15 protein-coding genes are annotated in these 20,674 nt (G+C 74.1%); 4 read left to right on the top strand and 11 right to left on the bottom strand.

The annotated features are described in order from the left end of the window. Positions 1–25 precede the first annotated feature (25 nt). Both arc and C8D89_RS24855 read right to left on the bottom strand, forming a co-directional pair. Positions 26–1,846 carry a proteasome ATPase gene (gene arc / locus C8D89_RS24860; protein WP_116710819.1) on the bottom strand — a complete coding sequence of 607 codons (1,821 nt, stop codon included), beginning with the start codon at positions 1,844–1,846 and terminating at the stop codon, positions 26–28. A 157-nt stretch (positions 1,847–2,003) separates the two neighbouring features. Beyond that, on the bottom strand, positions 2,004–2,831 hold the full coding sequence (locus C8D89_RS24855; RefSeq protein WP_116710840.1) for a tRNA (adenine-N1)-methyltransferase: 828 nt from the start codon (positions 2,829–2,831) through the stop codon (positions 2,004–2,006). Between the two features lie 186 nt (positions 2,832–3,017). Here C8D89_RS24855 and C8D89_RS24850 point away from each other — a divergent pair, with 186 nt between their 5' ends. After that, a complete protein-coding gene (locus tag C8D89_RS24850) occupies positions 3,018–3,881 on the top strand; it encodes a RecB family exonuclease (protein WP_207787405.1) in 864 nt (287 codons plus the stop codon). Next, a complete protein-coding gene (locus C8D89_RS24845; protein WP_423717270.1) occupies positions 3,878–4,684 on the top strand; it encodes a thioesterase family protein in 807 nt (268 codons plus the stop codon). Before C8D89_RS24850 ends, C8D89_RS24845 begins: the two co-directional genes overlap by 4 nt. Positions 4,685–4,699: 15 nt before the next feature. Here the strand turns inward: C8D89_RS24845 and hisG are convergent, their stop codons facing one another. The 4 genes from hisG to metH form a co-directional block, all read right to left on the bottom strand. Beyond that, a complete protein-coding gene (gene hisG, locus C8D89_RS24840; RefSeq protein WP_116710818.1) occupies positions 4,700–5,596 on the bottom strand; it encodes an ATP phosphoribosyltransferase in 897 nt (298 codons plus the stop codon). 31 nt (positions 5,597–5,627) lie between these two features. Beyond that, complete coding sequence (locus tag C8D89_RS24835; RefSeq protein WP_116710817.1) at positions 5,628–5,891, bottom strand: phosphoribosyl-ATP diphosphatase; 264 nt, start codon at positions 5,889–5,891, stop codon at positions 5,628–5,630. 220 nt (positions 5,892–6,111) lie between these two features. Beyond that, entirely contained in the window at positions 6,112–6,831 is a 720-nt protein-coding gene (locus C8D89_RS24830) for an HAD family hydrolase (RefSeq protein ID WP_116710816.1), read from the bottom strand. After that, on the bottom strand, positions 6,831–10,364 hold the full coding sequence (gene metH / locus C8D89_RS24825; RefSeq protein WP_116710837.1) for a methionine synthase: 3,534 nt from the start codon (positions 10,362–10,364) through the stop codon (positions 6,831–6,833). Before metH ends, C8D89_RS24830 begins: the two co-directional genes overlap by 1 nt. 74 nt (positions 10,365–10,438) lie before the next feature. Here metH and C8D89_RS24820 point away from each other — a divergent pair, with 74 nt between their 5' ends. Together C8D89_RS24820 and C8D89_RS24815 are read left to right on the top strand one after the other, a co-directional pair. Then, on the top strand, positions 10,439–11,383 hold the full coding sequence (locus C8D89_RS24820; RefSeq protein WP_423717268.1) for a PAC2 family protein: 945 nt from the start codon (positions 10,439–10,441) through the stop codon (positions 11,381–11,383). Further along, entirely contained in the window at positions 11,380–12,522 is a 1,143-nt protein-coding gene (locus C8D89_RS24815; RefSeq protein ID WP_243418357.1) for an MFS transporter, read from the top strand. The genes C8D89_RS24820 and C8D89_RS24815 overlap by 4 nt, the downstream gene beginning before the upstream one ends. 179 nt (positions 12,523–12,701) lie before the next feature. On the opposite strand, the gene C8D89_RS24810 is transcribed toward C8D89_RS24815, so the two are convergent. The 5 genes from C8D89_RS24810 to C8D89_RS24790 form a co-directional block, all read right to left on the bottom strand. Further along, complete coding sequence (locus C8D89_RS24810; protein ID WP_116710815.1) at positions 12,702–13,895, bottom strand: MFS transporter; 1,194 nt, start codon at positions 13,893–13,895, stop codon at positions 12,702–12,704. A gap of 117 nt (positions 13,896–14,012) precedes the next feature. Beyond that, positions 14,013–15,416 carry a type VII secretion protein EccB gene (eccB, locus tag C8D89_RS24805; protein WP_165825930.1) on the bottom strand — a complete coding sequence of 468 codons (1,404 nt, stop codon included), beginning with the start codon at positions 15,414–15,416 and terminating at the stop codon, positions 14,013–14,015. 57 nt (positions 15,417–15,473) lie between these two features. Then, positions 15,474–16,727, bottom strand: coding sequence for a cysteine--1-D-myo-inosityl 2-amino-2-deoxy-alpha-D-glucopyranoside ligase (gene mshC, locus C8D89_RS24800; RefSeq protein ID WP_116710834.1), 1,254 nt, complete (start codon positions 16,725–16,727; stop codon positions 15,474–15,476). 297 nt (positions 16,728–17,024) lie between these two features. Further along, entirely contained in the window at positions 17,025–18,998 is a 1,974-nt protein-coding gene (locus C8D89_RS24795) for a vWA domain-containing protein (RefSeq protein WP_116710813.1), read from the bottom strand. Further along, complete coding sequence (locus C8D89_RS24790; RefSeq protein WP_116710812.1) at positions 18,988–20,430, bottom strand: ATP-binding protein; 1,443 nt, start codon at positions 20,428–20,430, stop codon at positions 18,988–18,990. Before C8D89_RS24790 ends, C8D89_RS24795 begins: the two co-directional genes overlap by 11 nt. Positions 20,431–20,674: the final 244 nt, after the last annotated feature.

Here is a 20,674-nt window from a genome sequence, read left to right as displayed (position 1 = left end):
CACACGGTACCTGCGGTACCGGATGTCAGAGGTACTGGCCGGTGTTCGACGCGGTGTCGATCTCCTTGCCCTGCGTCGCGCCCTTCCCGGTGACGAGCGTGCGGATGTAGACGATCCGCTCGCCCTTCTTGCCCGAGATGCGGGCCCAGTCGTCCGGGTTGGTGGTGTTCGGCAGGTCCTCGGACTCGGCGAACTCGTCGACCACCGCGTCCAGCAGGTGCTGCACGCGCAGGCCGGGCTGGGAGCTCTCCAGCTCGGACTTGATGGCCGACTTCTTCGCCCGCCCGACGATGTTCTCGATCACGGCGCCCGAGTTGAAGTCCTTGAAGTACAGGACCTCCTTGTCACCGTTGGCGTAGGTGACCTCGAGGAACCGGTTGTCGTCGGTCTCGGCGTACATCCGCTCGACGACCCGCTCGATCATGCCCTCGAGGCACGCCGCGCGGTTGCCGCCGAACTCGGAGATGTCGTCCTCGTGCAGCGGCAGGCCGTCGATCAGGTACTTAGAGAAGATGTCCTGCGCCGCCTCGGCGTCGGGACGCTCGATCTTGATCTTCACGTCGAGCCGGCCCGGCCGCAGGATCGCGGGGTCGATCATGTCCTCGCGGTTGGACGCGCCGATCACGATGACGTTCTCGAGCCCCTCGACGCCGTCGATCTCGCTCAGCAGCTGGGGGACGATCGTCGTCTCCACATCGCTGGACACCCCCGACCCGCGGGTGCGGAAGATCGAGTCCATCTCGTCGAAGAACACGATCACCGGCGTGCCCTCGGACGCCTTCTCGCGCGCCCGCTGGAAGATCATCCGGATGTGCCGCTCGGTCTCCCCGACGAACTTGTTGAGCAGCTCCGGGCCCTTGATGTTGAGGAAGTGCGCCTTGACGTCGCGGCTGTCCTCGCCGCGGGTCTCGGCCACCTTCTTGGCCAGGGAGTTCGCCACCGCCTTGGCGATGAGCGTCTTCCCGCAGCCGGGCGGGCCGTAGAGCAGCACGCCCTTCGGCGGGCGCAGCTGGTAGGTGCGGAACAGGTCCGCGTGCAGGAACGGCAGCTCGACGGCGTCCCGGATGGAGTCGATCTGCCGCGAGAGCCCGCCGATGTCGGTGTAGGCGACGTCGGGGACCTCCTCGAGGACGAGCTCCTCCACCTCGGCCTTCGGCACCTTCTCGTAGGCGTAGCCGACCTTGGTGTCGACCATCAGCGAGTCGCCGGGCTTGAGCTCGGGCCCCTCGGCGTCCAGCAGCGAGTCGGCGAGGTGGATCACCCGCTCCTCGTCGGCGTGGCCGATGATCAGCGCCCGCGTGCGGCTGCCGTCCTCGTCGGTGAGGACCTCCCGCAGCGCGCACACCTCGCCGATGCGCTCGTAGGTTCCCGCCTCGACGACGGTGAGCGCCTCGTTGAGCCGCAGGGACTGCCCGCGGGTGAGCTCGGAGGTCTCGACGGCCGGCGAGACCGCCACGCGCATGCGACGGCCCGAGGTGAACACGTCCACCGTCGAGTCCTCGTGCGCCTCGAGGAACACCCCGTAGCTCGAGGGCGGCTGGGCGAGCCGGTCGACCTCCTCGCGGAGGGCGACGAGCTGGGCCCGCGCCTCCTTGAGCGTGTCGGTGAGCTTGTCGTTGCGCTCGGTCAGCTGGGCCACGCGCTGCTGCGCCTCGCCGAGGCGCTGCTCGAGGATGCGCGCGTGCCGAGGGGATTCGGTCAGCTTGCGACGCAACAGCGCCACCTCGTCCTCGAGGAAGCGCACCTGTGCTGCCATGTCCGCCGAGCCGCGGTCGTGTCGTTCGCCGCGGTCCCGGCCGCTGTCTGCCCTGTCGGATCGGCCCCTGGGGTCGTCGTCAGTCGTCACGGCGCCCTCCTCCGCTACTCCGTGGCTAGAACCGTACCCGCGAATCGAGGTGTCCGTGGAGTAGCGTGCCGGTGACGGAGTTCTCACGGGGGCCCCTTGCGCGGCATCACCCAGGGTGACTCCCCCAGCACCCGGGCCCGTCGCTGCTCACGCAGGGTCAGCCCCGGCTGGGCCGCCGTTGCACGCGGGGTGGTGTGACGCCGTCGGCGAGGCGCCGGGCGGTCAGCAGGAAGGCCGTGTGGGCGATCATCCGGTGCTCCGGGCGCACCGCCAGCCCCACCGCGTGCCAGGGGCGGATCATCGCCTCCCAGGCCTGCGGCTCGGTCCAGCACGCCTGCTCGCGCAGCGCCTCGGTCAGCGTCGAGAGCTGGGTCGTCGTCGCCACGTAGCCGACGAGCACGCCGCCGGGCACCAGCGTGTCGCGCACGACCGGCAGCATCTCCCAGGGCGCCAGCATGTCCAGCACGATCCGGTCCGCCGTCTCGGCGGGGTCGTGGTCGGCGAGGTCCCCGACGCGCAGGTCCCAGGTGTCCGGGCGCTCGCCGAAGAAGCGCTCGACGTTGGCGGCGGCGTGCTCGGCGTGGTCGGCGCGGACCTCGTAGGAGAGCACGTGCCCCGTCGGGCCGACGGCCCGCAGCAGGCTGCACGTCAGCGCGCCCGACCCCGCGCCGGCCTCGAGCACCCGCGCGCCCGGGAACACGTCGCCCCACATGAGGATCTGGGCGGCGTCCTTCGGGTAGATCACCTGCGCCCCGCGCGGCATCGCCAGCACGTAGTCGGGCAGCAGCGGTCGCAGCGCGAGGTACGGGGTGTTGGCCGCCGAGTGCACGACGCTGCCCTCGGGGGCGCCGATCAGCTTGTCGTGGTCGATCGCCCCGCGGTGGGTGTGGTAGCTCTGCCCGCGCTCGAGGACGAGGCTGAAGTGCCGGCCCTTGGGGTCGGTGAGCTGCACCCGGTCGCCCGGGCGGAAGGGGCCCGACCGCACGGGTCCGCGCTCCTCCTCGGTCACGGCTGCCTCGTCCTGCACGACGGTCCACCCTAGGGACCGGCCCCGCGCGGCGGACGAGGGGCACGTTCCGCAGCGCTGAGCGGCCCGCCTGTCGATCATGCGGAACGTGCCCCTCGCGTCGGCGGAGCGGCGATGTCGGGGTCGTGATCTAGCCTCACGTCCGTGAGCACCGAGCTGGGGGTGGAGGCGGCCGAGGCGCCGACGCGCCCGCTCGCGCTTTCCCCGTCGCGGGCCGCCGACTTCCGGCGCTGCGCGCTGCTCTACCGCTTCCGCGCGATCGACCGCCTGCCCGAGACGCCCTCGCCCGCCGCCCTGCGCGGCACGGTGGTGCACGCGGTGCTCGAGCGGCTCCACGCCCTCGAGCCCGCCGACCGCGGCCCCGCGACGGCCCGGGGGCTCGCCGCGGAGGTCCTCGACGGGCTCGCGCCGGACGAGCGGGCGCTGCTCGGCGCCGATCCGGGTGTCGAGGCGCTGCTCGTCCGCTACCACGCCCTCGAGGACCCGCGCGCCGTCGTCTCCGAGGGCCGCGAGCTGCTCGTCGAGGCCGAGCTGGCGGGGCCGGACGGGTCCACGCCCCTGCGCGGCGTGCTCGACCGGCTCGACGCCCACGCCGGTGGGCTCACCGTCGTCGACTACAAGTCGGGTGCGGCGCCGCCGGTGCGCCGCGAGCTGCGGGCGCTGTTCGGGGTCCGCTTCTACGCGCTGCTGCTCGCGCGCACGCGCGGCGTCGTCCCCACGGTGCGCCTGCTCCAGCTCGGCGACGCCACGACGCTGACCCTGCGGCCCACCGCCGACGAGCTCGAGCGCTTCGCCAGCGTGCTCCGCGCGGTCTGGTCGGCGATCCGCCGGGCCGCCCCCACCGGCGACTTCCGCCCGCGACCGGGCCCCGGCTGCGCCTCCTGCGCCTTCCGCGCCCTGTGCCCCGCCCAGGGCGGCACGCCGCCGCCCTACCCCGGCCCGCCCGCTCCCCCGGCCGGCCCGCTGTCCCTCCCCGTCCCCCGACCCCGCACCGGAGAGCCGACGTGACCGTCACCGAGCCGTTCTTCCGGCTGCTGCCGTCCGCCGCCGACGACCCGCCCGGGACGCAGCGGGTGTTCGCCACGGGGTCCACGGCCGGCCCGTGGTTCCCCGACGGCCAGCACATGGGCCCGCCGAGCGCGCTGCTGGTCCGCGCGCTGGAGGCGTGCGACCCGCGCCCGGAGATGCTGCTCTCGCGCGTCACCGTCGAGGTGCTGGGCCGGGTGCCGATGGGCGAGCTCACCGTCACGAGCCGGGTCGAGCGGGCCGGGCGCACGATCGAGCTCGTCGCGGCCGAGATCGCCGCGGCGGGCCGGGCCGTCGCGCGGGCGGCGGGCTGGCGGCTGGCGGCCACCGACACGGCCGCGGCGGCCACGGAGCGGGGCTCCACGATGCCCGGACCGGAGGCGGGCCGGGAGATCCCGACGCCCGCGGGCTGGCTGCCGGGCTACCTCGACGCCGTCGACTGGCGCTGGCTCTCCGGGCACCTCGGCGAGTCCGGACCGGGACGCGCCTGGGGGCGGCTGCGCGTGCCCGTCGTCTCCGGCGAGGAGCCCACGCCGTGGCAGTGCCTCGCCGCGGTCGCCGACTCCACCAACGGTGCCGCCGCCCGCCTCGACCTCAACAGCTGGCTGTTCGTCAACACCGACCTCACGCTGCACGTCCACCGCGCCCCGCGGGGCGAGTGGATCGGGCTCGACGCCGACAGCGTGATCGGACCGGAGGGGCTGGGCACCGCGTTCTCGGTGCTGCACGACGAGGGCGGCACGGTCGGCCGCGCCGCCCAGGCCCTCACGGTCCGACCCCGGTGAGAAGCGGTGCCGGCCTCAGCGGTGGCCGTTGGCCGAGCCGATGGCCCGGCAGGACTGCAGCGACGAGGTCACGATGCCCGTGCACCCGATGTCGGCCAGCTCGTCCATGATGTCGTTGACCCGCTTGCGCTCCACCATCGAGCGCACGGCCACGAACTTCTCGTTCGACAGCGGCGAGACGGTGGGCGACTCGATGCCCGGGGTCAGCTCCACCGCGCGGTCCTTGAGGTCCACCGGGCAGTCGTAGTCGAGCATCACGTACTGCCGGGCGTACACCACGCCCCGCAGACGCTCCACGAAGCGGGACTTCGCGCGCTCGGTCTCGGCGGTGTCGGGCACCTGGTCGAACTTGGCGTTGCGGTCGATGACCACCGCCTGCGACTCGGTGATCGGATCACCGATGGCCACCAGACCGTGCTGGGCCAGCGTGCGCCCCGAGCTCACGACGTCGGCGATGGCGTCCGCCACCTGCAGCTCGATCGAGATCTCGACCGCGCCGTCGAGCCGGATGACGTCCTTGGCGGCGATACGCTGCTGGGCGAGGTTGGCCCGCACGAGCCGCGGGTACGACGTCGCGATCCGCTTGCCGGCGAGGTCCTGGACCGTCCACTCGTTGCGCGCGGGCGCGGCGTAGCGGAACTTCGAGTGCCCGAACCCGAGCCGCAGCAGCTGGTTCACCGAGGCGCTCGACTCCTCGGTGAGGTCGTGGCCCGTGATCCCGAGGTGCAGCTGGCCCTCGGAGACGTAGGTCGCGATGTCCTTGGGACGCAGATAGAAGAACGTGACGCCGTTGGCCTCGTCGTGGAGGCTGAGGTCGCGGCTGTCCGTCCGTTGCCGGTAGCCGGCGTCGCGCAGCATCGTCGACGCCTCCTCGGCCAGCGATCCCTTGTTGGGGACGGCGACGCGGAGCATGGGCTCTCCTCCTGACACCTGCGGGTGTCGGCTACAGGTGCTTGTAGACCTCGTCGAGCGTGAGACCGCGACCCAGCATGATCACCTGGACGCGGTAGAGCAGCTGGGAGATCTCCTCGGCCAGCTTGTCGTCGGTCTCGTACTCGGCCGCGATCCACACCTCGCCGGCCTCCTCGAGCACCTTCTTGCCCTGGGCGTGGACCCCGGCGTCCAGGGCGGCCACGGTCCCGGAACCCGCGGGCCGGTCGCGCGCCTTGGCGGTGAGCTCGTCGAAGAGCCCGTCGAACGTCTTCACGTCGAGCCATCGTCGCACGTGGTCACGCGGGGTCGCACACCACCGGATTCTCCCGGAGGCGCGGCGCGGTTCTCCCGGACGACGCGTCACGCGCCACACGGCCGTCCCCGCGCGCCGAACGGCCGCTCGGGGCGGGGATCCGACGCCGGCACTGGGCCGTTCGCGCGATCACCGCGGTGGACGCCTGCACCGGCCGAGGCGCGCGCCGATCACGGAGCGCTCAGTGCGCGGCCGCCCGCGTCCGGTGGTCGGTGCTCCCGTCGGTGGTCGGGCCCGTCAGCAGCGCCCGCAGGTCCGCGACGGCGAGTCCGACGAGGCTCGCGCGCAGCACCCGGCGCTTCCCGGGCGGCACGGGCACCTCGGCGGGCACGACGAGGACGGTGGCCCCGGCCGCGACCGCCGACCGCGTCCCCGTCGGCGAGTCCTCCACCGCCACGCACGCCCGCGGGTCGACGCCGAGCAGCTCCGCCGCCCGCCGGTAGGGCGCCGGGTCGGGCTTGGTCGCCGGCACCTCGTCCCCGCAGACGGTCAGGTCGAAGAACTCCCGACCGATCGTGTCGAGGGCGACGTCGGTGAGCTCGCGGTAGGTGCTGGTGACCAGCGCCGTCGGCAGCCCCGACTCCCGCACGGCGGTGAGGGCCTCGTAGGCGCCCGGGCGCCAGGGGACGCCGCGGGAGAAGACCTCCGCGGTGCGGTCGATCAGCCAGCGGCCGTCGGCCGCCACACCGTCGGCGTCGCCCGGGTCGAGCCCGACCTCGGCGCGCACCGCACGCACCGTGCGGTGCAGGCTCGAGCCCGTCAGCTCCTCGCGGGTCGCGGCCGAGAGCTCGCCGCCGTGGTGGGCGGCGAGCTCGGCCATGGTGACCGACCACAGGCCCTCGGTGTCGACCAGCGTGCCGTCCATGTCCCACAGGACGGCCGCGAGGTCAGGCACGCTCATCAGGCATTGAAGTACTTCGCCTCCGGGTGGTGGACGACCAGCGCGTCCGTGGACTGCTCGGGGTGCAGCTGGTCCTCCTCGGACAGCTCCACGCCGATGCGGCCCGGCTCGAGCAGGTCCACGATCTTCACGCGGTCCTCGACGTTCGGGCAGGCGCCGTAGCCGAGCGAGAACCGCGCCCCGCGGTAGCCGAGCTTGAAGTACTCGGTGACGTCCTCCGGGTCCGAGTCGGCCATCACCGAGCCGTCGGAGAACCCGAGCTCCTCGCGGACGCGGCGGTGCCAGTACTCGGCGAGCGCCTCGGTGAGCTGCACGCCGAGGCCGTGGACCTCGAGGTAGTCCCGGTAGGAGTTCTCCGCGAACAGGGTGTTGGCGAAGTCGGCGATGGGCTGGCCCATCGTCACGAGGTTCATCGGCATGACGTCGACGCCGCCGAGCTCGACGGCCTCCTGCTTGGTGCGGAAGAAGTCGGCCAGGCACAGGTGGCGGTCGCGCTTCTGGCGGGGGAAGGAGAAGCGGTAGCGCTCCTTGGCCTCGGGGTCGGGCTCGTCGAGCACGATCACGTCGTTGCCCTCGGAGATCACCGGGAAGTAGCCGGCGACGACCGCGGCGTGGGCGAGGATGCCCTCGGCCTGGAGCCGGTCGAGCCAGTAGCGCAGGCGCGGGCGCCCCTCGGTCTCGACGAGCTCCTCGTACGACGGCCCGTCGTCGCCCTTGGAGCCGCGCAGGCCCCACTGCCCGAAGAACGTGGCGCGCTCGTCGAGCAGGGCGGCGAAGTCGTTCACGCGCAGGCCGCGGACCACGCGCGTGCCCCAGAACGGCGGCTGCGGGACCTCGATGCGCCGCTCGACGTCGGAGATCTCGGGGATCTCCTCGGGTTCCGCCTCGGCCTCGCGCTTGGCCTTGATGCGCTCGGAGCGCTCGCGGCGCTCCTTGCGCTCGGCCATCTTGGCCTTCTCCTCCTCGGACGGGCCCTCCCCGGTCATCACCGAGTCCATGAGCCGCAGGCCCTCGAAGGCGTCCTTCGCGTACCGGACGTCGCCCTGGTACATCGAGCCGAGGTCGTTCTCGACGTAGGAGCGGGTGAGCGCCGCGCCGCCGAGCAGCACGGGGTACTTGTCGGCGACCCCGCGGTCGTTCATCTCCTGCAGGTTGTCCTTCATGACCACGGTGGACTTCACCAGCAGCCCGGACATCCCGATCGCGTCCACGTCGTTCTCGTCCGCGGCGTCGAGGATCGCGTTGATCGGCTGCTTGATGCCGATGTTCACGACGTCGTAGCCGTTGTTGGACAGGATGATGTCGACGAGGTTCTTGCCGATGTCGTGGACGTCGCCCTTGACCGTGGCCAGCAGGATCTTGCCCTTGCCGGAGTTGTCGGTGGCCTCCATGTGCGGCTCGAGGTAGGCCACGGCGGCCTTCATGACCTCGGCCGAGGCGAGCACGAACGGCAGCTGCATCTTGCCGGCGCCGAACAGGTCGCCGACGACCTTCATGCCGCCCAGCAGGTCGGTGTTGATGATCTCGAGCGGGTCCTTCTCCTGCATGCCGGCGTCGAGATCCTCCTCGAGGCCGTTGCGGTTCCCGTCGATGATCCGCTGCGCGAGGCGCTCGAAGAGCGGCATGGCCGCGAGCTCCTCGGCGCGCTGGTCCTTCGCCGACTGGGCCGAGACGCCCTCGAAGATGCCCATGAAGTGCTGCAGCGGGTCGTGCTTCTCGCGCCGGTCGTAGATCAGGTCGAGCGCGGCCTCCCGCTGCTCGGAGTCGATCTGCGAGAAGGGCAGGATCTTCGAGGCGTTGAGGATCGCGGTGTCGAGGCCGGCGTCGACGCACTCGTTGAGGAACACCGAGTTCAGGACCTGGCGCGCGGCCGGGTTGAGGCCGAACGAGATGTTCGACAGGCCCAGCGTCGTCTGGACCTCGGGGTAGCGCTCCTTGAGCTGCTTGATCGCGTTGATCGTCTCGATGCCGTCCTTGCGGACCTCCTCCTGGCCGGTGGAGATCGGGAAGGTCAGGCAGTCGATGATGATGTCCTCGACCCGCATGCCCCAGTTCTGGGTGAGGTCCTCGATCAGGCGGAACGCCACGCGGGTCTTCCACTCCGCGGTGCGGGCCTGGCCCTCCTCGTCGATGCACAGGCCGACGACGGCGGCGCCGTGCTCCCGCACCAGTCGCATGATCTTCTGGAACCGCGAGTCCGGGCCGTCGCCGTCCTCGTAGTTCACCGAGTTGATCGCGCAGCGGCCGCCGAGCTGCTCGAGGCCGGCCTGCAGCACCTCGGGCTCGGTGGAGTCGAGCACCACCGGCAGCGTCGAGGCCGTCGACACGTCGTGGGCGAGGCGGTCCATGTCGGCGACGCCGTCACGCCCGACGTAATCGATACAGAGGTCCATCCAGTGCGCGCCCTCGCGGGTCTGCGCCTTCGCGATGTCGACGCAGCGCTCGTAGTCGTCCTCGACCATCGCCTCGCGGAACGCCTTGGAGCCGTTGGCGTTCGAGCGCTCGCCGATCATCAGCAGGCCGGTGTCCTGCCGGAACGGCACCGAGTGGTACACCGACGAGATACCCGGCTCGGGCTGCGGGTGCCGGTCGGCCGGCGTCAGGTCGCGGCAGCGCTCGGCCAGCGCCCGGACGTGGTCGTTCGTGGTGCCGCAGCAGCCGCCGACGAGCTGGAGCCCGTAGTCGGTGACGAACGAGGCGCAGTAGTTCGCCAGCTCGTCGGGCGACAGGGGGTACTCGGGACCGTTCGGGCCCAGCTCGGGCAGGCCCGCGTTGGGCATGACGGTGACCGGGATGCGGCTCTGGCGGCTCAGTGCCCGCAGGTGCTCGCTCATCTCGGCCGGGCCGGTGGCGCAGTTCAGGCCGATGCCGTCGATGCCCAGCGGCTCCAGCGCGGTCAGCGCCGCGGTGATCTCGGAGCCGACCAGCATCGTGCCCGTGAGCTCGACGGTGACGTGGCAGATGACCGGGATGCGGCGGCCGTACTGCTCCATCGCGCGGTAGGCGCCGAGGATCGCGGCCTTCGCCTGCAGCAGGTCCTGACAGGTCTCGACGAGGATCGCGTCGGCGCCGCCCTCGAGCTGACCGAGCACCGACTCGACGTAGGCGTCGCGCAGCTGGGCGTACGGGGCGTGCCCGAGCGTCGGCAGCTTGGTGCCGGGGCCGTTGGATCCGAAGACGAAGCGGGGCCGGTCGGGGGTGGAGTACTCGTCGGCGGCCCGGCGGGCGATCTTCGTGCCCTCGAGGGAGAGCTCGCGGATGCGGTCGGCGATGTCGTACTCGTTGAGGTTCGGCCAGTTGGTGCCGAAGGTGTTGGTCTCGATGACGTCGGCACCGGCCTCGAGGTGCCCCTGGTGCACCGAGAGCACCGCGTCCGGGCGCGAGACGTTGAGGATCTCGTTGCAGCCCTCGAGCTGCTGGAAATCGTCGAGCGAGAGGTCCTGGTCCTGCAGCGCGGTTCCCATGGCACCATCGCCGATGAGGACCCGGGAGTGCAGAGCGGACAGGAAGGCAGACTCACCCGAAGTAGTCATCACGCGATCGTAACGTGGTCGGCGAGCAGTGCCGGGCGCACTGCGAGCCTCGTCACGAGACGTAGGCTGTCGTCGTGTCCGAGCCCGACGACCTCCCCGCGACCCCCGAGACGGAGAATCCTCCCCCGCCGGACCGCACCGACGCACCGGTCATGCTCGCGGCGTTCGAGGGCTGGAACGACGCCGGTGACGCGGCCAGCACCGCGGTGGAGCACCTCGCGCTGCACTGGGACGCCACCGAGCTCTCGGCGATCGATCCGGACGAGTACTACGACTTCCAGGTCTCGCGGCCCACGGTCCGCATGGTCGACGGCGTGAGCCGGGCCATCGACTGGCCCACCACCCGCTTCACCCGCTGCCGGCCTCCGGGCTCCGCCCAGGACCTCATCCTGGTGCGCGGCATCGAGCCCAACATGCGGTGGCGGGCGTTCTGCGCCGAGCTGATCGACCAGGCCCGCGAGCTGGGCGTCGGCACCGTCATCACGCTCGGGGCGCTGCTGGCCGACACCCCGCACACCCGCCCGGTCCCGGTCACCGGCACGTCGTTCGACAAGGCCTCCGCGGCGCGCTACCGGCTGCAGCGCTCGCGCTACCAGGGCCCCACCGGCATCGTCGGCGTCCTGCAGGACGCCTGCGTGCAGGCCGGGCTGCCCGCCATCTCGTTCTGGGCGGCCGTGCCGCACTACGTCTCGCAGCCGCCCGCCCCGAAGGCCACGATCGCGCTGCTGCAGCGCGTCGAGGAGGTCCTCGACGTCGAGGTGCCGCTCGGCGGGCTGCCCGAGCAGGCCGAGAAGTGGGAGCGCACGGTCTCGGAGATGGCCGACGAGGACGACGAGGTGCGCGAGTACGTCAAGGCCCTCGAGGAGGCCGGCGACGCCGAGACCGACCTCGAGGAGGCCTCGGGCGAGGAGATCGCCGCCGACTTCGAGCGCTACCTGCGGCGCCGCGGTCCGGGCGGCGGCCCCGGAGGCACGGCCGGCGGCCCGCCCGGGCCCGGCAAGGGCCCCTGGGAGCGGTGACGGCCGCTCCACCCTCCTCCTCGCCCGGACGCATCCGGCTCGACCGGCTCCGGCTGGCGGCCCTCTACGCGGGCGGCTTCCTGGGTCCCTTCGGCGGCGGGATCACCGCGTCGATGCTGCCCGAGCTGGGCGCCGACCTCGGCCTCTCGCCGTCGGGCGCCGCGGCGTCGCTGACCGCGTACCTGCTGCCGTTCGCGCTGCTGATGCTGGTGTCGGGCACGCTCGGGCAGCGGTGGGGCGCGCGGCGCACCGTGCGCGCGGCCTACGTCGCCTATGTCGTGTTCTCCGTGCTCGCGGCCGTCGCGGGCGTGGGGTGGCTGTTCCTCGGGGCGCGGGCGCTGCAGGGTGCGGCGAACGCGTTCACCACGCCCCTGCTCCTCTCGGCGCTCGCCGCCGCGTCGCCCCCGGACCGGCTGGGCCGCTCCCTGGGCGTCTTCGGGTCGCTCCAGGCCGCGGGACAGACCTTCGCCCCGCTGGTCGGGGGTCTCGCCGCCGAGCTGGACTGGCGGCTCGCGTTCGCCGGCGTCGCCGCCGTGGCGGCGCTGCTGGCCCTGGCGGGGCTGCCCGCCGACCCCCGGCCCGAGGACACCGACCGTCGCCCCCGGCTGCGCGACGCCTGGCGGCCCGCGGTGCTGCGGCTCGGGCTCGTCGCCGGGCTCGGGTGGGGCGCGCTCGGCGGGCTGTCGTTCCTCGTGGCGCTGCGCGTCGAGGACGCGTTCACCCTGGGCGCCGGGCTGCGGGGCGCGCTCCTCACCGCCTTCGGGGTGGCCGGCCTGCTCACCGCGCGCCTCGTGGGGGCGGGCGTCGACCGGGTCGGGCCCGGGGTGCTCGTGCGCTGGGGCGCGGTCGTGGGCGCGGTGCTCGTCGCCGCGATCGGCGTGCTGCCCTCGGCCGTCGCCGTCGCCGCGGTGTGGGCCGCCGCGGGTGCGGCGGCCCAGCTGCTGCTCGTGGGCGTGAACGCGCTGGTGCTGCGGGGAGGGACCCCCGGCGGGGTGTCGGTGGTCCAGGCGCTGCGCTTCCTCGGCGCCGCCGCCGCGCCGGCGGTGTTCCTCGCGCCGTACCACCTCTCCCCCGTCGCCGGCTTCGCCGTGGCGGGCGTGCTGCTCGCCGTGGCGGCGGTGCTGGTGCCGCGACGCTGAGGCGCGCCGATCGCGCAGCGAGGGTCACCCCGGCTGCGTGGTGAGCAGCGGGGGTGACCCTCGGCTCCGTGGGACGCTCGCGGATGTCGGGGCGCGAGGGACGCCCTGGCTGCGTGCGGCGCACTCGGGGCGACCCTCGCTCCCCGACGAGGCGACCGACGTTCGAGGCGGGTGACTCCTCAGGCGGCCGCGAGCCGCCGGGCGCCGGGGAGACCGACGGCCAGGGCCGCCACCGCGGACACGATCGCGAGCCCGGTGAGCGGACCGGTCAGGCCGCCATCGCCCGCGAGGGCCGAGAGCACGAACGGCACACCGAAGCCCAGGTAGGCGCAGGCGTAGAAGGTGCCGGTGAGCGCGCCCCGCTCGCCGGCCGGGGCCAGCCGCGCCACCGTCGCCAGCCCCGACGCCAGGCACAGGCCGTAGCCCGCGCCGAGCAGCAGCGACGCCGGGAGCAGCAGCGGCCACGCCGCCAGCGCCAGCCCGGCGAGGGCCACGCCGAGCCCCAGCGCACCGAGCCCCAGGCCCACCGGGCCCGCGACCGGCGCGCCGAGGCGTCGCTGCAGAGGCGGGACCAGCGCGCCGGTGGAGAGCGTGACCCCGGCGACGATCCCCGCGACCGCGACCGCGATGCCGGGCATCTGCGCGGTGAGCAGCAGCGGCAGCACGGTGGCCGCCGTCGACGGGAACGCGAACACCCCGACCGCGACGGGCACCACGACCAGCACGAACGCCCGCCGCGCGGGGGCCGGGACCCCCAGGTTGACGACGGGCCCGGCCGTCCGGCGGCGTTCCGGCCCCAGGCTCTCCGGGACCGTCGGCAGCACGGCCAGCGCCCCGACCATGAGGGCGACGTGCACGAGGTAGGGCAGCACGGTCGGCAGCGGGGCCCATTGCCCGAGCAGGCCGGCGAGGAGGGGTCCGCCGGCCCAGCCGGTCGCCAGCGCGATGGTGGTGAGGCGGGCCGAGCGGCCGGGCTCGCCGACCAGCTCCCCCAGCCAGGCGGTGCCGACGCTGAACACCACGCCGGACACCGCGCCCTGGAGGAAGCGGCCGAGGAAGAGCACCAGCACCGAGGAGCCGGCGGCGAGGAAGAGCACCGACACGAGCGCGGCGAGCACGACGAAGGGCACGACGACCGGGCGGCGCCCGAGCCGGTCCGACGCCGGCCCGGAGAGCAGCAGCGCCGGGATCAGCCCCGCCGCGTAGACGCCGAACGCCGCCGTGAGCGCCGTCGGGCCGAGCCCGAGCACGTCCCGGTAGACGAGCAGCAGCGGCGTCGGCACGTTGGTGCCGAAGGCGACGACGAACACCACGGTCCACAGGGCCGGGACGGCGCTGCGCGACCTCGTCCCCGTGACCCACGCCGGTCGCATGCCCGCACCCTGCCCCATGCGGGGCTGCGCTGTCCCGGGCCCGCCCCCGGGAGCGAGGGACGCCCCCGCTGCGTCGCACGCAGCCAGGGCGTCCCTCGCTCCGGTGCGGCGTGGGCCTCAGCGGGCCGTCTGCGCGGCGACCAGGTCGAGGGTGGGCCCGCGGGGCAGCAGGTCCAGGACGGCGCGCGGCGCCGGTCGCGGGGCGCCGAGGCCCATCGCGGCGCCGGCCGCCGGGTCCGGGACGGCGAAGACGCGCCCGCCCGGGTCGACGAGCACCGCCTCCGCGGGGTCGGAGGACGCGCCCGGGGCGACGGGCACGACGTACGCGCCGCCGCCGGTGACCCGCGCCCCGTCCAGCGGCGGGCCCACGAGCGGCGTGGGCTCGGGGGGCCCGGGCAGGGCGGGGCCGACGAAGACGACGGCGGTACCCGCGGGGTCGGCGCGCACGCAGGCGGTGGTGGCCTGCTCGTAGGTCACCAGCCGCGGGGTCGCCGCGGGGTAGGCGGCCACGTCGACCACCGTGACGCGCGGGGCCGCCGCGAGGCGCCCGGCCGGGACCACGGCGATGCCCGGGTCGGCGGCGGGGTCGGGGTTGGCGAAGCGGGCGAGCTGGGCGACGACCGCGGGCACCTCCTGCACCCCGTCCGCCGCGACGAGGTGGAAGCGCGCGCCGTCCGGGCTGACGACCGCGCCGACGGGCACCCCGAGCGCGGCCGTGCGCGCATCGGTGGGCGTGGCGCCGCTGCCGGGCACGATCACCGGGGCCAGTGGCGGTCCCTCGGGCAGCGCGCCGAGCAGGGCCGGGCTCGCCGCGCGGGGCTGGGCGCCGGTGAGGTCGAGCCCGCGCACCACCGACCCGATCGTGGGGTCGATCCGCGCGCGCCGGCCCTCCGTGACCAGCCAGAACCCGTCCGGCCCCCGCAGCAGCAACGCCTCGTCCGGGGCCACCGCCCGTCCCGGTGCCGGCACCCCGCCCAGCGCCACGGTCGTCACCGGGGGGTCGGCCGCCGGATCCGGCACCGACGGGTCGAGGGTCGCGGCGTCGCAGACCGCCCAGGCGTCGGTGGCAGGAGCAGTCGGGTCGGGCAGCACCGACGGCGCGCCGGGGATGCCGGCCGGCGCCGCGCGCGGGGCTTCGGCGAGCAGGTCGTCGCGCACCGGCGTCGGCGGACCGAGGCCGTCGGTGTTGCCGGCCGCGGCGGCGAGCAGCCGCGCGGAGGCGAGGTTCAGGGCGGGGACGAGACGGTCCGGACCGTGGGCGACGGCGTAGAGCGCCCCCGAGGGCACGCCGCGCACGACGGCCTCGTCGCGCCAGCCCTCGTCGCCGCGGACCAGGCCGACCACGGCGAACCCCACCAGGGCGAGCACCGCGAGCGTGGCTCCCACGAGCAACGCCCGGTTCTGCCGCCGCCCGGGGTCGTGGCGCGGCGTCGGGTCGCGCCCGACCAGCGCGGACTCCAGCCGCCGCACCGCGAACCGGTGGGCCTGCACCTGGGTCGTGGTGGGCGGATCGACGGGCACGAACCCGATGCGTACCGCACGTGAGCGATCTGGGTCGCCCATGACGACCCGAATCACTCACGTGCGGAGCACGACCCCGAGCAGCGCGTCGGCGGCGTCGGCGAGGCGGGTGGGGCCGTCGGCGGTCCACCCGGTGCCGCCGCGGTGGGCGAGCACGTCGTCGGCCCACGCGTCGATCGCCGCGAGCGCCCCGGCGGTGTCGAGGTCGTCGGCGAGGTGGGTGCGCACCCGGTCGATCGTGTCCTCGACGTCGGGTCCGGTCGGCGCCGCGGCCGCCTCGCGCCAGCGGTGCAGGCGCGCCTGGCCCTCGGTGAGCAGCTCGGCGGTCCAGGACCGGTCGGTGCGCCAGTGGCCGGAGAGCAGCGCCAGCCGGATCGCCATCGGGTCGACGCGGTCGCCGCGCAGGCGGGAGACGAAGACGAGGTTGCCCTTCGACTTCGACATCTTCTCGCCGTCGAGCCCGATCATCCCGGCGTGGCAGTAGTGCCGGGCCAGCGGGTGCGCGCCGGTGAGGGCCTCGGCGTGGGCGGAGCCGAACTCGTGGTGCGGGAACGCGAGGTCCGACCCGCCGCCCTGCACGTCGTACTGGTCGCCGAGACGGTTGAGCGCGATCGCCGCGCACTCGACGTGCCAGCCCGGCCGCCCCTCGCCGAGGTCGGAGGCCCAGGACGGCTCGCCGTCGCGGGCCATCCGCCACAGCAGCGCGTCGAGCGGGTGGCGCTTGCCGGGACGGTCGGGGTCGCCCCCGCGCTCGGGAAAGACCTCGAGCATCCGGGCCTCCGAGTAGCGCGAGACGTAGCCGAAGTCCCGGGTGGCGGTGTGGTCGTGGTAGACGTCCGGGAACCGCGCGTCGTCGGCACGGTAGGCCGCCCCGCCCGCCAGCAGCTTGCCCACCAGCTCGGCGATCTCGTCGATCGCCTCGACCGCACCGATGAAGTCGCGCGGCGGGAGGATCCGCAGGGCCGCCATGTCCTCGCGGAACAGCGCGGTCTCGCGCATCCCGAGCACGATCCAGTCCTCGCTGTCGCGGTCGGCACGCTCGAGCAGCGGGTCGTCGATGTCGGTGACGTTCTGGACGTAGTGCACGTCGTGGCCGGCGTCGAGCCAGAGCCGGTGGATCAGGTCGAACGCGAGGTAGGTCGCCGCGTGGCCGAGGTGGGTCGCGTCGTAGGGCGTGATGCCGCAGACGTACATCCGGGCCGTCGCGCCGGGCGCGGTGGGACGGACGCCGCCGCTGGCGGTGTCGTGGAGGCGCAGCGGGGGCGGGCTGCCGGGCAGCCGCGGGACGTCGACGGTTGACCACGCACGCATGACCACGAGCCTAAGCCCGCCGCGTGGCGGGCAGCGTCGCGTCTCCCGAGGGCGAACCGTTGGCCGATCCGGGGCGAACGCCCCGGGACCCCGGCCGGGTCGTGTCAGCAGGGACGTCGTGGGCGAGCACGACGTTCCTGCACGGGATGACGGACCCGGCCGGGGTGGCCTGGAACCGCGGGGGGGATCGGCTCCAGCCACGATCGAGCGTAACCGCTTTCGCCGGCCGGTGGCGGGACGTGGTCGACGCGTCCGACCGCTGGTCCTTCCGGGGCAACGGATCGTGCACCACTGTGCTCAGCGTCGTCGTCGACTCGCGAGGTAGTCGCTCACCACGGCGGCCCCCAGACCGTCGAGATCCGGGTTGACCACCCGACCGCCGGCCCGCCGCGCCACGAGGTCGACGAACGCCTCGAGCCGCGGGTCCTCGCCGAGCATGAACACGGTCATCGCCGCGTTCAGCCGGGCCAGGGCGTCGACCTCGCCGAGGGTCGCCCGCAGCGTCTCCGGGCTCGGCGGGTAGTCGAACACCGCGTGCCCGTCGGGCTCGAGGTGCGCGGTCGGCTCGCCGTCGGTCACCACCAGCACCACGGGCGCGGCGTCGGAGTGCTTCCGCAGGTGCCGCCCCGCCAGCAGGAGCGCGTGGTGCAGGTTGGTGCCCTGCTCCCAGGCGCCCTCGAGGGCGGTGAGCTCGCCCAGCTCCACCTCCTTCGCGTGCCGGCCGAACGTCACGAGCTGCAGCGCATCGCCCCGGAAGCGGGTGGAGACGAGGTGGTGCAGCGCCAGCGCGGTGCGCTTCATCGGCACCCACCGGCCGTCGGCGACCATCGACCACGACGTGTCGACGCAGAGCGCCACCGCCGCCCGCGTACGCTGCTCGGTCTCGACGATCTCCACGTCGGTGACGTCGAGGGTGCGCGGGTCCCCCGAGGCGTGTCGCATCTCCGCGTTGAGCAGCGTGCGCGAGACGTCCCAGCGCTCCGTGTCACCGAACGCCCACGGACGCGTCGCCCCCGTGGCCTCCCCCGCCGCGCCCGAGCGCTGGGTCTCGCGCTCGCCCCGACGGGTCGACAGCGAGCCGACCATGTCGCGCAGCGAGGACTGCCCGAGCTGGCGCAGCGCCTTCGGCGAGAGCATCAACGAGCCGTCGGCGGCGCGCTGGAACACGCCCTGCGCCTCGAGCTCGCGCTGGAGCTCGGCCAGGCGCTGGGCGTCGACACGCGCCTGCTCGCCGAGCGTCGCCTCCAGCGCCTCGAGGTCGATGTCCTCCATCCGCGCGCCCGGGTACGACTGGGAGAGCTGCTCGGCCAGGGCGTCCATCTGCCCGAGCTCCTCCATGGCCCGCGTGGCCTCGCCCATGCCCAGCGGGTCCTCGCCGCGGAACCGGCCCCGGCCCTGCCAGTCCTCCCCGGGGCGCAGACCCTGGAGCTGCTGGTCGAGCCGCGAGAGCTGCTCGGCCAGCCGCGGGTCGCCGAACGCCTGCTGCATGAGGCCCTCGAGCTCGGCGCGCTGCTCGGCCGACAGCGAGTTCATCATCCGCTGCGCCGCCGCCGAGCGTTCGGCCAGCAGGTCGATCAGCTCATCGGTGTTCTGCGGGTTCTCCGGGAAGAACTGCCCGTGCTTGCCCATGAACTCGGCGAACTGGTCGGCGGTGTCCTCACCCCGGGCGTGCGCCTCGAGCAGGTCGTTCAGGTCGGAGATCATCTCCCGGACCCGCTCGACGTCCTGCGGCGTCGCGTTCTCCATCGCCTGCTTCATGCCCTGGAAGCGCTGGTCGAGCGCCTCCCGGCCGAGCAGGTCGCGGATCTGCTCGTAGGCCTGGCGCGCCTCGGCGTTGCGCCAGTCGTAGTCCTCCAGCTCGCGCACCGCCCCGGCCGGCGACGGGGGCAGCGCGTCGAGCTGCATCTCGCGGAAGCGGGCATCGTCGGAGTCCTCGGCCTGCAGTGAGCCGCGCTCCGCCTCGAGCGCCTGCTCGAGGAGCTCGCGGACCTCCTGCAGCGTCCCGTCGAGGCGGTGGGTGCGCTGCAGACGGCTGCGCCGCTCGTTGAGCCGGCGCATGAGGTCGTCGAGACCCCGCTGCTCTCCGGTGCCGCGGCGCATCAGCTCGCGCATCGCCTGCCGCGGGGAGGTGCCCTCCATGACGTCGCGGCCCAGCTCGTCCATCGCCGAGCGCAGGTCGAACGGCGGGGCGAGCGGGTCGGGGCCGTCGTAGAAGCGCCCGTAGGAGTAGCGCCCCGGACCCGGCCGGCCTCGGTTCGGATCAGCCGCCATAGGCCACCGTTCCCTCGTCCGCGTCGTCATCCTTGGCCAGCTTGCGCGTGAGGTAGAGGTGCTCGAGCGCCAGCTCGACGGCGCTGGCCAGCGGCCCGGGCGCCTCGGTGCCGGCGGCGCCGAGCCGCTCGGCGATCGTGTAGACGACCGAGATGGACGGCAGCGCGTCCACCACCTGACGGGCGGCGACGCGATCGCCGGTGACGACGCGGCGGTCGCCCTCCAGGGCCGAGACGCCGTCGGCCAGCGGGGACAGGTCGACCCCGGCCAGGCGGGCGCGGGCGGTCTCGGTGATCGAGCGGCGCAGCAGGTGGGTGAGCAGCTCGGCCTCGCGGCCCTCCTCGCCCGACTCGAACTCGAGCTTGCCCCGCAGCACCGGCGGCACGGCCTCGAGGTCGACGGGCCGGGCGACGGCGGCCTCCTCGCCGGTCACCGCGGCACGACGCAGCGCGGCGGCCGCGACGGTCTCGGCCGCGGCGATCGAGAAGCGGGCGGACACGCCGCTGCGCTGGTCGACCGCGCCGGACTGCCGCAGGTGGCGGGTGAAGCGCGCGAGCACCTCGACGAGGTGGTCGGGCACCTCGGCGACGAGGTGGGCCTCCTGGCGGACCAGGGCGATCTCGCCGGCGACCTCGAGCGGGTAGTGGGTGCGGACCTCCGCCCCGAACCGGTCCTTGAGCGGGGTGATGATCCGCCCGCGGTTGGTGTAGTCCTCGGGGTTCGCGCTGGCCACGAGCATGATGTCCAGCGGAAGGCGCAGCGTGTAGCCGCGCACCTGGATGTCGCGCTCCTCCATGACGTTGAGCAGCGCGACCTGGATGCGCTCGGCGAGGTCGGGCAGCTCGTTGATCGTCACGATCCCGCGGTGCGCCCGCGGCACGAGGCCGTAGTGGATGGTCTCGGGGTCACCGAGGCTGCGGCCCTCGGCGACCTTGACCGGGTCGACGTCGCCGATGAGGTCGGCGACGGAGGTGTCCGGCGTCGCCAGCTTCTCGGCGTAGCGCTCGGAGCGGTGGCGCCACGTGATCGGCAGGTCGTCGCCCTCCTGCGCGACACGGCGCCGGCTCGCGGGTGTGATCGGCTCGCCCGGGTGCTCGCCGAGCTCTGTCGCCCCACCTCCCGGGCCGGCGATGACCGGCGTCCACTCGTCGAGGAGGGCGACGAGGCTGCGCAGCAGGCGGGTCTTGCCCTGGCCCCGCTCGCCGAGCAGCACGACGTCGTGGCCGGCGAGCACGGCGCGCTCGAACTGCGGGAGCACGGTGCGGTCGAAACCGACGATGCCGGGCCAGGGATCCGCGCCGGCCCGCAGCCGCGCGAGGAGGTTGTCGCGCAGCTCGGTGCGGACGCTGCGGGGCGTCGCCGCCGGGTGGCCGCTGCGTGCCAGCTCACCGGCGGTGGTGGGGAGATCAGCAGGAGCGGAAGGAGTGCTCACGCCTCCACGCTACGTCCGCGCGCGGGATCCGGCGCCCCGCCGCGGTGATCGTCGGCGTGGGGGTCCGGTGCGTCCGGTTCGTGACCGGTGATCGTCAGGAGTGTGCGGCGGGGTGCTGTTGGAGCCAGGGATCGCCCACTCCCGGCGATCACAGTGGGGGTGCCGGGCTCCGCGACCGACCGGCGCGCGCGGGGTGTCGGTCAGGGGCGGTGGGCGCCTCCTCGGGCGCGCATCCCCGACGCGT

Source organism: Actinomycetospora cinnamomea (assembly GCF_003096675.1).
Taxonomy (GTDB): domain Bacteria; phylum Actinomycetota; class Actinomycetes; order Mycobacteriales; family Pseudonocardiaceae; genus Actinomycetospora; species Actinomycetospora cinnamomea.
Note: the sequence above shows the minus strand (reverse complement) of the source record. Positions and strands in the feature narration are given on the sequence as shown.

Coding starts and splice junctions, on each gene's coding strand:
- hisG (WP_116710818.1), bottom strand. CDS start 5,596: ATGCTCCGCGTCGCCGTCCCCAACAAGGGATCGCTGGCCGAGGAGGCG.
- C8D89_RS24795 (WP_116710813.1), bottom strand. CDS start 18,998: ATGGCGGCTGATCCGAACCGAGGCCGGCCGGGTCCGGGGCGCTACTCC.
- C8D89_RS24830 (WP_116710816.1), bottom strand. CDS start 6,831: ATGAGCGTGCCTGACCTCGCGGCCGTCCTGTGGGACATGGACGGCACG.
- C8D89_RS24810 (WP_116710815.1), bottom strand. CDS start 13,895: ATGCGACCGGCGTGGGTCACGGGGACGAGGTCGCGCAGCGCCGTCCCG.
- mshC (WP_116710834.1), bottom strand. CDS start 16,727: ATGCGTGCGTGGTCAACCGTCGACGTCCCGCGGCTGCCCGGCAGCCCG.
- metH (WP_116710837.1), bottom strand. CDS start 10,364: ATGACTACTTCGGGTGAGTCTGCCTTCCTGTCCGCTCTGCACTCCCGG.